Source organism: Vibrio nomapromontoriensis (assembly GCF_050337205.1).
Classification (GTDB): domain Bacteria; phylum Pseudomonadota; class Gammaproteobacteria; order Enterobacterales; family Vibrionaceae; genus Vibrio; species Vibrio nomapromontoriensis.
In genome coordinates this window covers 502,679-515,221 of sequence record NZ_JAKJSS010000007.1, presented here as the reverse complement: position 1 = coordinate 515,221, position 12,543 = coordinate 502,679, and the positions used below count along the sequence as shown (strand labels likewise).

Below are 12,543 nucleotides of genomic sequence, written 5' to 3'. Positions count from 1 at the left end.
AGGCTTTAAAAATAGCTTTAGGCTTTAAATACGTGTCGATTTCAAAAAAATTTAGCTCTCAAATACCCAATAGTAGCTGTAGCCAACGATAAGTGCTGGCAATGCAGAATAGACCGTGGCCACCAACGCAGCTTTGGGGGCCATTGCTATTGCAGGGAATAACGCATCGCCATCGTTTGAAATTGCGTTGGAGAGCTGGGTAGACATGGGTACTGCGCCAGTGAGGTATAGGCTGGTAATCAGGATCTGAGGGCCGCAGCCAGGGAGTAGGCCGACTAACATACCAAGTAACGGCATATAGATACCCCAACCGCTAAACGAGTTGCTAAGGTCGATATGCGAAAAGTGAAGTGTAATTTCGAAAGCCAAGAAAGCCACAATCACCCAAGCGCTAACAAAGTGAGTATCTTGAGCAGCTTTTTGCATCGGGTGTGAAGTAGAGAGTTTTTTATCTTCACCGACAGTGCTTTCATAATCGACAATTTCCTTGGTAAATGCCCATAGTGACATCGTGATAACCGCTAAAATCGCACCAAGCCATTCGATCGTCAGTGGTTTTAAACCAAGAAGCTCGTTCACATCTATTTGGAAAGACATGGTAAAAGCGACAACCAGCGACGGAATGATTAACCATTTCCAAAATAATCCTTGAAGGTTGATCGCCTTAGTTTGAACCGGGCTGCTTTGGAGGTGTGAATCGCCATTCTTACTACAACGACATTGATTATCAAAAGCCGATGACTTTTCAAATGGCATTGCTTGCTTATCGCTCTGGGTTGGATCTGGCTTAGGAGCAAGCGTTCGAACAAATTCGGTTAATTTAGGGCGAAGAAAGTCGGGGCTGTGAATGGCATTAACGATAAGCCCAGTCACGACCCCTACCACGACACCGACTGCGATTAAACCAAAACCGATGCTTGGTTTACTTGCTAAAATCAAAAATGCAGCGTCTCCCATTGTTGCGGTCAAGACAGCAACCACAGAGCCAAACCCAACTTTGCCCGCTACAAATTGAGTGGTGACGATGATAGCGCCGCCGCACCCAGGTAATGCGCCTAATAATGATGAGAATACGACTTGGTGACTGGGTGAGTGTTGGTAGAGTTCTACAAGCGCATTTTTTTGAGAGAGCAATCTAGAGACATAATGATAAACAGCGAGTGTAAAAACGACATAACAAGAGACAGCCCAATAGGCATCAGAAAGTGCCGTAACTGCAATTAGGCTGGTAGGTTTACTGATTAGTAGTGCAACCATAGTTATGGGTAGCAACAGACGTTTATACGCAGGTTTGAATTGTGATAAAGACAACCCATATAAGCCACGAATTCCTCTAGTTTGTTCCATATAGTGCACCGATGTAAATGAGATTCGTTCTCATTGTACAATATTGATAATGATTATCAATATTGTTTTTGATGTTTTATCGGTCAAGAAATTCACTAAAACCGCTTACAAGCGATGACAAATTCACAAAATCAGGTAAAGTATCGCCCTTATGAGCAGTTGTCGTGGGGCGTACACCCACAAGATCAAACATAGTTAGGAAATATAATGATTCTAGTTGTCGGTCATAAAAACCCGGATAGTGATAGCATTTGTGGTGCACTAGTAGCGACAGAACTACTAAAAGCACGTGGCCTTGAAGCGAAACCTATTCGTCAAGGTGAAATCAATCGTGAAACTCAGCACATTCTTGAAACTGCGGGTGTCGACCAACCTGAACTTCGCACAAGTGTTGCGGGCGAAAAAGTATGGTTAGTGGACTATACCGATCTGGCTCAAGCACCAGATGATATTAATGACGCTGAGATCCTTGGCATTGTTGACCACCACCGTTTAGGTGACGTGATGACAGTAAATCCATTGGAAGCATGGATCTGGCCAGTGGGTTGTACTTGTACTATTTTGTTTAACCTATTCAAAATGGAGCAAGCGGAGATTACTCGTCCACTTGCTATCCTTATGATGTCTGCAATCTTGTCAGATACCGTAGGGTTTGCTTCTCCTACTTGTACGCAAAAAGACAAAGATGCAGTAGAAGAGCTGGCGAAAATTGCGGGTATCACAGACCTAGAGTTGTTCATTAAAGAGCTATTGATTGCGAAAACAAACATCGAAGGTCTTTCGGCGGCTGAGCTTGTTGAAAAAGATCTTAAAGCTTACCCATTCAACGGTCGTGACGTTGTTGTTGGTCAAGTTGAGCTTGCAACGCTAGAGCAAGTAGATGGCATGATCGAAGCACTAGAGCAAGATCTGGCTCGTCGTTGTGACGAAGATGCGCTTGCATTTGCGGCAGTGATGCTAACAGACATCACAACAGCACAAACACGTTTGATTTACAAAGGTGAGTGGGCTGCGAAACTTGCTAAGCATGAAAAAGACGGCATGTTGATGATGGAAAATACGCTAAGTCGTAAGAAGCAAGGTTGGCCTTGGCTTCAAGGTGAGTTGGTTTAATCACTATCTCAACTGACAAATATGTCGATTAACTAAGCCCTAGTGTCGTTTGCGTTAGATGGTCATAGACCTTTAAACAAATATAGATGCTAGGGTTTTTTATTAGGTATAAAATTGTACCGACAGTTCCCCTCTACAAAAGGCATGACATCATGGCATTAGAGCAAAATCAAATCGAAGAAATTGCACGTTACGACGAAGAAAAACGTCTAAAGTACAGTGTTAAGACAATGGTGCAAGAGCGTCAGATCTGGATTCTTACCGACGAGCATGGTTGTGTGATGCTTAATAGTGAAGAAGAAGATTGTGTTCCAGTTTGGCCTAATGAAGAGTTTGCGCTGCAATGGGCAACAGGTGAGTGGTCTGAATGTAAGGCTGAATCTATTTCATTGAACAAATGGCACAGTCGCTGGACAATGGGTCTTGAAGACGATGAACTGGCTGTTGTTGTGTTTCCGAATCAAAATGAAGAAGGGGTAGTACTCTTCCCTGATGAGTTTGATTTTGAACTGAAGAAACAGGCGTCAAAAGTCCGTTAATCAATAGTCTTATCAATGCAAGTTTGATAAAGCAACCATCTTGGTATGCAACTATAGCTAGCTCAGGTAGAATTATCGCCTTGATGTGAATGGATTAAAGTTTGTTATGCCAAGATTTTTACTGTTTTTTTCTTGCTTAGTGATAAGTCCGTTAGGGCTCGCCTCTAACAGCCAAGGATGGGATACCTTTAGTGATATTGGTGCTTATGGTTTGGTTGGGCTTGCAGCAGGTTTGCCCGCGTATCAAGGTGACTGGGATGGCGTTTGGCAAGCGGGGCTTAGTATTGGCTCGGCGTCAGCCATTGGTTTAGTGGGCAAGCATACCATTGATGCGCCACGTCCTGATGGCAGCGACAATAAGAGTTTTCCTTCTAATCATACCGCTAATGCTTTTGCGTCGGCCACGACGTTACATATTCGCCATGGTTGGCAAGTTGGCTTGCCTGCTTACGGCGTTGCGACGCTCGTTGGTGTTGGGCGAGTACAGGCGAATAAACACTATTGGCGTGATGTGGCAGCAGGCGCGGCAATAGGTGCGTTTACTGGATGGCTTTTCACCGATAGCTTAGCACCAAACATGCAGTTGCTACCATGGGCTACATCGAGGGGAGCAGGCGTTTCAATGACGTATGTTTGGTAGCTTGTTTCGTTGCACAGTATCGAGTCTTTGGAGCGAATAAAGAAAAGCTCAGCATTTGCTGAGCTTTGTTATATCAAGTTTGAGTAACTGAATTAGTCTCGTTTCCAAAGAATATGGCAGAACTTATTATCTGGGTCACGACTAACGAGTAGGCGTGCGAACACATCGTCCAGCACGTCATCTTCTTCGTTTACGAGTCCAATGCGTACCTCTGCAAAGGTTTCATCGACAGCGAAACCAACGTGCTCTGGCCAATCTTCACCAGTCTCAACAAGCTCTGCAGCGCCACGGTCCTCAAATTGAGCTGTAAATAGGATGACATCTGCAGCTTCTAAGTTATCCGGTGCCATCTCTAGGAAGATGTCGTAAGCGGCATCGATAACGTCGTCGTATGAAATCAGTTCAGGCATAATATTACGCTCGGTTCATGTATTTGCGTTCAGCAGTATTGATCACAACGCGATCACCTGTTGCGATGTACTCTGGCACTTGAATAGTTAGACCAGTAGCAAAACGTGCTGGCTTAGAGCGAGCAGATGCCGATGCGCCTTTGATCGACGGGTCTGTTTCTTCAATGACCAACTCTACTGATGATGGTAGCTCTAGACCTGCAGCATTGCCATTAATCAAGACAACTTGCACACCTTGAGTCTCTTCATTGATGAGCAGCAGGTCATCTTCGATTTCGTTGTGTTTGAAGGTAAATTGAGTATAGTCTTCATTATCCATGAAGATGTACTCGTCGCCATCTACGTAAGAAAACGTAACGTTTCTTTTGCTCATTTCAACGGTATCAACAAGTTCATCAGACTTATATCGTTCTTCGATTTTTGAGCCCGTTGCTAAATCGGTACAGCGCAATTTGTAGATCTTTGCTCCGCCACGACCACCAGGAGTGGTAATCTCGATATCTTTGATTAGCAACGTCTTACCATTTGACTCAATCGCAAAACCTTTTTTAAGCTCACTTGCCTTTGGCATGAAATTTTTCCTTCGTATTAATTAGACAGCCAATTATACGACCGAATGGTTGATTTGCTCAAGAAACAACTGTTCGCAGCGAGAAACTTTGCGAAGAATTTATCTTGTGTAAGACACTGTCGACTAAACGACAGTCTGTGAGTGGCTAAGTGAATTGAATCTAAGCCGACGTGTAAGTAAAATAGCGCCATGTTACTTTATATATGACAGTGCCAGTGCAAGTGATTAGCCACCATTCTTTACCAATCCCGCAAGTGACTTATCATGCCGCGATACATGATCTACTGATGTGTTTAAAAAGTGGTCTTAGGGACAATCTTCATAGTGTTTATATTTATGGTTCCGTTGCCCACGGTAAAGCAATTGCAGGTGTGTCCGATCTAAATATCGTGGTGGTAACACAAACGCCGCTTTCAGCCAGCCAGAAAAAAGTGTTCAATACTATTGATTGGCGTTTTCAAAAAAACTTCCCTGTTGTTGCTGCTGTTTCAATTCGAAGCACTATCATCAATGACGTCGTCTCTTTAGACGCCTTGTTTACGTGGGGGTTTTTATTGAAGCAGTGCTGTATATGTGTGCATGGTGATGATCTTGCTGAGTGCTTTGGCGATTATGTTGCAAGTTGGGAAATTGCCAAACAATGGAATATGGATATCGGACAGGCAGTGCCCGTACTTAGGCACCGTATTGCCGTCGCGGACACTGATAAGGCGTTACTAAAAGCGCAGCGAGAGATGGCTAAAAAGCTTCTCCGTACGGCTTATGGGCTAGTCATGCCTAAAACCAAACGCTGGTACGATGAACCTGATCATTGTGCACAACAATTTCTTCTCTTCTATCCTGAGAAGCGAGTGATCATAGAGCGCCTTGAGATTTTGTTAGGACCAAGAGTCATCGCTAAACGCTCGGTGGTTGCGTTGTTGGACGACTTTGGTCGCTGGCTTGTCAGTGAGTATAAAAAGACAGAATTTAGAATCGGCTGAATATTTGGGTCGTCAGTCGTTTTATCTCTAACCTTATACATATTCCTATATGTTGATATCTAGCCGCATTCGCATGCTAATTTTTCGGTAAGTCGTCGATACTTCTCTTTCAGTCTAAATATTCTTCCTTATTTTTATCCAGTGTTTCTGATTTGGTCTGGTTAAAACGGTCAAGATCCAATCGGAATACACTATTCAATGAGTTATATAATAAAAACTAAATAAATTGTAAGAATTAATAGGAATTAGCTTACGACACTAATATGGTTGTCGTAATGTGAGGGGAATTAAGTAAAGGAGATAGATATGTATAATAGTCAGGTTGGCAGAGATGAGTTGCTAGTTGCAATAAAAGTTGTTGAAACGTTTAATCGTCGTTACGGGAATATCAATCAACGAAGAGGTACAAGACACGATAGCATCATTAATATAGTTATTGATATGTTAGAGTCCTATGAATCTGATCAGCTTGCTAACTCACATCAAGTATATAACCTAATAAAATTAACTTACAATATGGAAGGTTTTTGCAGGCGTGAACAAGAAAATATTGAAAATTATAATATCTATCGAGCGGTTGTTATCAAAATAATAAAGAGAAGGGCTGCTTTAATTAATATGGAGAACTAATAAACGACTAGGTTTCTCTCGGTGGATAGGGCGTTGTTATTGGGTTCTTTTGCGTGTTAAGTGGTGCGTTAGTTGTAGGTTAATTTGTGTGAAGATTGATTAAGTTGTTGATTTTGTGGTGATTTTTACTGGTTTTTCTGTGGCGTTAATTTGCGTGAGGGATGTGTTGGAAATAAGTGATTTCCATGATTTTAATGTTAACTCCCACTGCGGGATGTCAAAGATAAGTTTTTATTAAGTATTAGTACGATTTACTCGTAATGTTGTTTTTCCATATATAAAATAACCGGGTATTCAAGAAGTGTTGTTGTGTTAAGGCCAACTAATTTAACTTTAGAGTACAAATAACGAAGTAAGTTTAAGAATTAAATACAGTGAGTAAATAGAATGAAAAAAACCCAAGTAGCATTAATGTTATCAGGTCTTATGTTTATGTCGTCGGTAAACGCCACCGTCACTACCCCAGCACCTAAACTAGCGGCTCCGATTCTGAAAAAATTTCAAGTCATAGCGGCTGTTGGTACAGAGACCCCTGCTGCTAGTATTTATTGGGGGGAAAGTGAATGGCAAGATGGTTCCGCAGGATTAGAGCTAACTAACACTGAAGACAAGACCGACCCTAATAATATTAAGGTTAAAGACTTTGCCGCAGCGGAACAGATAATAAACATTCGTTCAAACTACCATATGAATGTAAAGGCTCTTCAACCGATAATTATGATTACTAAGGACGGGAAAGGTGTGAGCCCTGGTGCTTGTACGGCAGCATCAAAAGATTGTCGCCAAATGAAATTACAATGGGAGATGGTGGGTCAGCCCGTTGAGGATATCCTAGGAATTGCGACTGTTGGTACTCCTGCACATAACGCCGAAGTAAATACTGGTAAATTCAAACCCTTCAATGAGCAGCTGTTACAAGCGCACAAGCTGCATCTGACTAGTGCCGGCACGGCCGGTACAGAAGAGCTCGATCCTGGTCAATATAGAGCTACGCAAGATGTGAATTTAATATTTATCGAAAGGGTATAAAGGGGTAAAGCTGGGGAGAGGTGCGCTAAGATGAGTGATAATAAACGTAAGTTACAACGAAGTATATTCATATTAGCGTGCTTCCTCCTAGTTGGAGTTGGGTATAAACGATTTAGTAATGAACAACTAGTATTTAATCCGATAGTTCCACTAAACTCTACAACGTCGAATTCGGATTTGAAGTTTTACCCTCCAGCGAATGCGAGGCAACAGGAACAGCCGTCGGTGGAGAAGCAACCGCTTACGAAAAAAACACGCAGCCCATTGGAGGCTAAAAGTACAGAAGTGGAGCACTCAAAATCTTTGGTCGCTAATGTAGTGGATCATCCAATAGAGAGGGGTATTCCTCCGGAATTTAGAACTTACGGACATGGTAGCTGGATTTCGTCAGTACTAATTACAAACACCGGGAAGGAGGTGCCAATTTTTCTAACTATCAGAGATGGAAAACTCTTTATCAAGCAAGTGGCAACGACAAAAATCGCAAATATCGATGAGGAATTACTTCAGACAATTAATAAAGAAATGGAATTGGGTATTAACTACTCCGAAGCCAACGACGTGCTGATTGCTGATGGCTTGGCTTCAATAAAATACCAACCTAGTGATATGTCCATTAGGCTAGATATCAATGAACGTGAAATTAACTATAATGAAACTCGTGAAGATAAGTTAGGTGTTAATACTAAATACTTAGAAGCTGGCGATGATACTCAAAGTGGCGTTGTATCATATAGTGCTTATGCCAATAAAACAACTTCAGGAATGAACTCAAGTATTAACGGCGGGCTACTGCATTCTTTAGGAACCTCTTATATTGATGCTCGATTTAGTGCTGGCAGCGCGAAACCAAATCCGGTTAAAAAAGCAGTGGTCGCAAGGCAGTTTGAAGGGAGGACTACACAAGTCGGTTACTTAGGTTTTGCTTCGACCGGGTCTAAGTTCAGCTCTTTTTCAGCATATGAATCAACTTCGGTTGAGTATTATGGAGCGTCTTTTGAGAGTGATACGGCCACTATTGATAATGACACAAATTCAGAAGAAACAACGTCAGAGGTACCTATCACGCTTTACCTTAGTGCTCCAACAACAATTGAAGTTTGGCGTGATAATGAATTAATTAACACACAAGAGTTTAACGTAGGGGTAACAAACTTAGATACAAGACCACTCCCGGATGGAATTTATGACGTATTACTTAGATTTTATGAAGGCGGAAAACTCGAGAGAGAAGAAAGCCACACAATTTATAAATCACCAATGATGAGTGAACCACTGCAGTATAAAGTTTCTATTGGTTTTACTAGGGATTCGCAATCAGAAAATAGTAAACCTAATGCGCCTTGGATAACTGGGTACTATAGAAAAATGCTGCCTAGAAGTTTTGCCGTTGGTGTTGGGGGGGAAGTTATTGATGACACGGAAAAACTATTTATCCAGATCGATAAATCACTCCCAGGACTCACTATACGAAATGGCTTGGCACTGTCTGATACTAATCAGTTTAAGTACAAATTAGGCCTAAATGGATTGTTTTACGGTTTTAGAGTTAGTGGTCACGTTACAACGGGGCATAGCGAAACAAATGAATCGTCTGAACGATCAAAATATGATTTCTATAATGGGTCTGTTAATATTAATAAAAAATTATTTTCAGGTTCTCAGATTGCACTCAATTATAGTGAATCTATGTATAAAGGCGCGATAGAGCGGAAAAGTATAAGAAATAATTTCACTAGAACGGATTCTTTTAGAGGTATTAGTAACCAGAAAGATGCTTCCATACGTTATTCGATGCCAGTTAGATTAAATGCAACCTCTAGTATGAACTGGTTTACGACGTGGAAATTGCGCGAGGAATCAGGAACAGGTATTTATCGGAATGATGAGTCTATTAATATTGGCTTTACGCTTAATTATACATACGACCATGGGTATTCGATTCACTCATCGGGGAATTATGACACTAATAATGGCTACAATATTAGTGCTAGAGGGGAGCGTAAATTTTCTGAACAAGAAAGTAGTTTGCTTCGAACGGTATCTTTAAATGCCATTGACTCGAAAGCCTCTAGGCAAGGAAAACTACGAACTAAGTACCAAAATCAATATATACAAGGAAATGCTTCGATAGGGCTTAATCAAACGAAATCGACTGGAGAAAGTAGTACCAACGCCACGTTAAATGCTAGAGGAACTACAGTATATAACTCTCAAGCGGTTGCGCAGTCTTCTGTTGGCAGTACCTCTAGTGGAGTGATTGTTGATGTATTAGGTTTAGTTGAGGGGGATGAGATAGAAGTTAATAGTAAGGTGATTAAGAAAAATGGGAGAGTTTTTACCCCATTTCCGGTTCATAGTAGCCAAAAGCTGCTAGTAGGAATGACACCCAATACCAAGTACACCTATAACATTGACACGTTTGATAAGGACTTTGGTGTTTCTTATAAAGGAAAAGTGCACTATGCAAAGGTTGACTTACAGAGGGCGGTGGAAGTAATGGCAAGAATAGTCGATGAAAATGAGGTTCCTGTTGAAAATGCCATAGTAGAAAATCATATTGGAAAAACGGCAACAGACAAAAATGGTATGTTTATAATGCCTGTGAGCGTTAAAAACCCGAATGTAAAGGTATTCGACTCTTCCGGAAGAACTTGTCTTATACCTATATATGCAATGTCTAATATAAAAAATGAAGAGATTGTTTTGGCAGGTAATCTAAAATGTAAACTTATTGAAACCCAGAATGTTATTACTGATAAGAGGCAGTACGGATAATGGAAAGAAAAATATATCTACTATGGCTATTGTTTATTTCAAATGGTTGCTTTGCGCTAACTCCTGAGAATACCAGTTATTACATCCCACCAAGTGAAAGCCGAGTCAACGCATCACTAACCAATAATTCTAATGAAATAGCTTATGTGGTATTTGATATTTCTGAAATCGTAAACCCGAGAACAAAAGAAGTAAAAGATAAAAAAGTTGATATTTCTAAACCAGATGCACCCATTGTTACAACACCGAGTCAGGTCGCTATTAGACCCAAATCATCATTTGATTTTAGGATTTTTTCTTTGGACCAATCTCGTGATCATGACCGCTATTATTCTATAACACCTGTTCAAGTATATGGAACGCCGTTACAAATGAGTGGTAATAAAAATAAGTCGGAAAGCAATGGGCCTACTGCTTCTCTTCAAATGGACGTTTCAATAGCAATGTTAGTGGTTGTGCCCAAGAAAAATCCAACGTATAGGACTAAGATTGTAAAAGAAAACGGGTTGGTAATTTCTAATGAAGGCGATAGCGTTGTGCTTGTTACAAATTTATATGCGTGTAATGCGACCACGGACCAGTGTGGGAGTGCAATGAACTATCGACTATTTCCTGGTGAAACCAAAGATTTCTGTGAAAATTGTGACGTGGATACAATGGTTGAGTTTGATTTGACTGAAGGTATTAATAAGCAACATTATAAAGTAATAATCGAAGAATGAAATTAATAGCATTGGCAATGTCACTAATAATTTCGACTAACGTTGATGCTATTAGTATTGAAGTGATTTCGACTCAGGACCGGCAAACGGTAACAAATGAATTTGTGGACGCCCTAGAATTACAGAGTTTGATTGATGAGACATGTTATCAATTCTCACCGAAGGGATGTGAAGAAACTGGCGCGTTCGTGATTCAATCGGATACTCCGATTTTAGAGATTGAATCAGGCAACACACAAGCGTTGGCAGTGATTAGCGGGAAAAGAGACGACCGACTTACTCGATTATCTTGCGTAAGAACCAAACCAGAGGCAGATACCATTATTGCTGGTTGTCCAACAACGGTGCAATCTGACAACGAATACATGTGGGAAGCCCAAGATTCGCAAGCAGAGTTTGAAGAGTACTTACATGACAGAGTGGTCGTTATTCCTCTTAATATTAAGGGGGAACGAGAACAAACGACTCAGCCTTCTATTACAGCTACAAATATAGATGGAGAAAGTAGCGAAGCTTATATGGAGATACAAGTAGGTAAAGTCGAAATATTGGTGGATGGAAAGAAGACGGATAGGATATCAGTGGTGCTCGATCCTTTCAATTTTAATGGCAAATTGACATCCGGAAAAGCGCAGAAGATCGCAACACTTACCGCTGTAGGTTCTTCTAGTCGCCGTTATCATGCTCGTTTGTTTAGTGACGGTCGGCCAACTATTAAATTTCACGGCCTAAACGTTACAAAAGGTGATACAGCGGTGCTGGAATCTAAAGATTGCCGCAAGTCAACAAGTTGTTTCCACATGGTTGTTTCCGCGCTCGAGCTGTTGGACACTCCGCAACACAGGCTTGATATGGCTTGGGTCGAGTTTATAAATAACACATTGCCGATCTTCATATGGCCTGGCTGGTATGGTGAACAATCTGAAATTGAGGCTGGTCACTATGATCTAAGAGAAGGTTTCTCAATCCGAGTAGAGGAGATTATATGATGGTAGTTTCAAAAAAAGTAATGTTTATTGTGATTATTCAATTGTGCCATTTATCTGTAGCTGTAGGTGGGAATGGCGTAGATATATGGCTAGATCTAAAAATGGATGTCCCACGTAAAATTATCCATGAATTCCGTTGGATGGGTGGACCATGGGCTAGTGCTATAAAAACGGTCGAGTTGGGGCTAGATTATTCAAATGGATTTTCAAACTTTAGGGAAACTAGAGTGACCATATCAATTAAAGCAAATTATAAGATGGCAATTAGAACTTCGCAACAGCGATATTTGATTAAGAAAACTGGGGCGGCGAGCGGTACAGATTGTAATAACGCGACAGACTGCCGCAGTTTTGACCTGTTATGGATGAAAGATAAGGGGGCACCACAACTGATAGGAACCTCGCCAATATTAGCACATACTCCTAATAGTCTAGTTATGGAGGACGAAGACAATGGAAACCAGTATCGTGGAGAAACATTTAAAGATCATATTTTGTTAATTAACCCAAAGAGAGAGAGAACAATATTACTTCCTGGTAGGTATCAGAGTCAGGCTATATCGTTATATTTTAGTGAAACTATATGAATTATACTTCTGTAAGTGTATATCTGTTGCTAGTAAGCATGTTTAGAATGGTGATTAAAGATAAGTATTACTTATGTGAGGTAAAAGTCATTTCGTTGGTGTAGGACCTTTTAACGTATAAGTATATATTTTGGTATTGATTTGGTGGTGAAGTTACAGCTTATACATAGCTTGTGATGTATGTGATCCCTGTGATAAATATAAA

13 protein-coding genes are annotated in these 12,543 nt (G+C 40.9%); 10 read left to right on the top strand and 3 right to left on the bottom strand.

All coding sequences use genetic code 11. The annotated features are described in order from the left end of the window. Positions 1 to 51: 51 nt before the first annotated feature. Positions 52 to 1,347, bottom strand: coding sequence for a putative manganese transporter (locus tag L4D05_RS06435; RefSeq protein ID WP_428793387.1), 1,296 nt, complete (start codon positions 1,345 to 1,347; stop codon positions 52 to 54). A gap of 207 nt (positions 1,348 to 1,554) precedes the next feature. On the opposite strand from L4D05_RS06435, the gene L4D05_RS06430 reads away from it, so the two are divergent. From L4D05_RS06430 to L4D05_RS06420, 3 genes are all read left to right on the top strand, one after another. Then, entirely contained in the window at positions 1,555 to 2,460 is a 906-nt protein-coding gene (locus L4D05_RS06430; protein ID WP_428793386.1) for a manganese-dependent inorganic pyrophosphatase, read from the top strand. Positions 2,461 to 2,612: 152 nt separating this feature from the next. Then, positions 2,613 to 2,999: a DUF2750 domain-containing protein gene (locus L4D05_RS06425; RefSeq protein ID WP_265673484.1), complete on the top strand. Its 387-nt coding sequence runs from the start codon at positions 2,613 to 2,615 to the stop codon at positions 2,997 to 2,999. Positions 3,000 to 3,105: 106 nt separating this feature from the next. Further along, positions 3,106 to 3,639 carry a phosphatase PAP2 family protein gene (locus tag L4D05_RS06420; RefSeq protein ID WP_428793385.1) on the top strand — a complete coding sequence of 178 codons (534 nt, stop codon included), beginning with the start codon at positions 3,106 to 3,108 and terminating at the stop codon, positions 3,637 to 3,639. A 92-nt stretch (positions 3,640 to 3,731) separates the two neighbouring features. Here the strand turns inward: L4D05_RS06420 and L4D05_RS06415 are convergent, their stop codons facing one another. Both L4D05_RS06415 and yeiP read right to left on the bottom strand, forming a co-directional pair. Beyond that, entirely contained in the window at positions 3,732 to 4,049 is a 318-nt protein-coding gene (locus L4D05_RS06415; protein ID WP_428793384.1) for an HI1450 family dsDNA-mimic protein, read from the bottom strand. A 4-nt stretch (positions 4,050 to 4,053) separates the two neighbouring features. Further along, the gene (gene yeiP, locus L4D05_RS06410) at positions 4,054 to 4,620 is read right to left on the bottom strand and encodes an elongation factor P-like protein YeiP (protein WP_250616785.1); all 567 of its coding nucleotides are present in this window, start codon (positions 4,618 to 4,620) and stop codon (positions 4,054 to 4,056) included. Between the two features lie 203 nt (positions 4,621 to 4,823). On the opposite strand from yeiP, the gene L4D05_RS06405 reads away from it, so the two are divergent. The 7 genes from L4D05_RS06405 to L4D05_RS06375 all read left to right on the top strand — a co-directional run bounded on the left by L4D05_RS06405 (position 4,824) and on the right by L4D05_RS06375 (position 12,338). Next, complete coding sequence (locus L4D05_RS06405) at positions 4,824 to 5,603, top strand: nucleotidyltransferase domain-containing protein (protein ID WP_428793383.1); 780 nt, start codon at positions 4,824 to 4,826, stop codon at positions 5,601 to 5,603. A 306-nt stretch (positions 5,604 to 5,909) separates the two neighbouring features. Next, positions 5,910 to 6,233 (top strand): hypothetical protein, encoded by a 324-nt coding sequence (locus L4D05_RS06400; protein WP_428793382.1) that lies wholly within the window; start codon positions 5,910 to 5,912, stop codon positions 6,231 to 6,233. 387 nt (positions 6,234 to 6,620) lie between these two features. Further along, on the top strand, positions 6,621 to 7,262 hold the full coding sequence (locus L4D05_RS06395; RefSeq protein ID WP_428793381.1) for a hypothetical protein: 642 nt from the start codon (positions 6,621 to 6,623) through the stop codon (positions 7,260 to 7,262). Positions 7,263 to 7,487: 225 nt separating this feature from the next. Further along, on the top strand, positions 7,488 to 10,040 hold the full coding sequence (locus L4D05_RS06390; protein WP_428793380.1) for a TcfC E-set like domain-containing protein: 2,553 nt from the start codon (positions 7,488 to 7,490) through the stop codon (positions 10,038 to 10,040). Continuing rightward, positions 10,040 to 10,762 carry a fimbrial biogenesis chaperone gene (locus L4D05_RS06385; RefSeq protein WP_428793379.1) on the top strand — a complete coding sequence of 241 codons (723 nt, stop codon included), beginning with the start codon at positions 10,040 to 10,042 and terminating at the stop codon, positions 10,760 to 10,762. Before L4D05_RS06390 ends, L4D05_RS06385 begins: the two co-directional genes overlap by 1 nt. 17 nt (positions 10,763 to 10,779) lie before the next feature. Then, the gene (locus L4D05_RS06380; RefSeq protein ID WP_428793378.1) at positions 10,780 to 11,751 is read left to right on the top strand and encodes a hypothetical protein; all 972 of its coding nucleotides are present in this window, start codon (positions 10,780 to 10,782) and stop codon (positions 11,749 to 11,751) included. Beyond that, positions 11,748 to 12,338 carry a hypothetical protein gene (locus L4D05_RS06375; protein WP_428793377.1) on the top strand — a complete coding sequence of 197 codons (591 nt, stop codon included), beginning with the start codon at positions 11,748 to 11,750 and terminating at the stop codon, positions 12,336 to 12,338. Before L4D05_RS06380 ends, L4D05_RS06375 begins: the two co-directional genes overlap by 4 nt. Positions 12,339 to 12,543: the final 205 nt, after the last annotated feature.

Coding starts and splice junctions, on each gene's coding strand:
- L4D05_RS06435 (WP_428793387.1), bottom strand. CDS start 1,347: ATGGAACAAACTAGAGGAATTCGTGGCTTATATGGGTTGTCTTTATCA.
- L4D05_RS06430 (WP_428793386.1), top strand. CDS start 1,555: ATGATTCTAGTTGTCGGTCATAAAAACCCGGATAGTGATAGCATTTGT.
- L4D05_RS06425 (WP_265673484.1), top strand. CDS start 2,613: ATGGCATTAGAGCAAAATCAAATCGAAGAAATTGCACGTTACGACGAA.
- L4D05_RS06420 (WP_428793385.1), top strand. CDS start 3,106: ATGCCAAGATTTTTACTGTTTTTTTCTTGCTTAGTGATAAGTCCGTTA.
- L4D05_RS06415 (WP_428793384.1), bottom strand. CDS start 4,049: ATGCCTGAACTGATTTCATACGACGACGTTATCGATGCCGCTTACGAC.
- yeiP (WP_250616785.1), bottom strand. CDS start 4,620: ATGCCAAAGGCAAGTGAGCTTAAAAAAGGTTTTGCGATTGAGTCAAAT.
- L4D05_RS06405 (WP_428793383.1), top strand. CDS start 4,824: ATGACAGTGCCAGTGCAAGTGATTAGCCACCATTCTTTACCAATCCCG.
- L4D05_RS06400 (WP_428793382.1), top strand. CDS start 5,910: ATGTATAATAGTCAGGTTGGCAGAGATGAGTTGCTAGTTGCAATAAAA.
- L4D05_RS06395 (WP_428793381.1), top strand. CDS start 6,621: ATGAAAAAAACCCAAGTAGCATTAATGTTATCAGGTCTTATGTTTATG.
- L4D05_RS06385 (WP_428793379.1), top strand. CDS start 10,040: ATGGAAAGAAAAATATATCTACTATGGCTATTGTTTATTTCAAATGGT.
- L4D05_RS06380 (WP_428793378.1), top strand. CDS start 10,780: ATGTCACTAATAATTTCGACTAACGTTGATGCTATTAGTATTGAAGTG.
- L4D05_RS06375 (WP_428793377.1), top strand. CDS start 11,748: ATGATGGTAGTTTCAAAAAAAGTAATGTTTATTGTGATTATTCAATTG.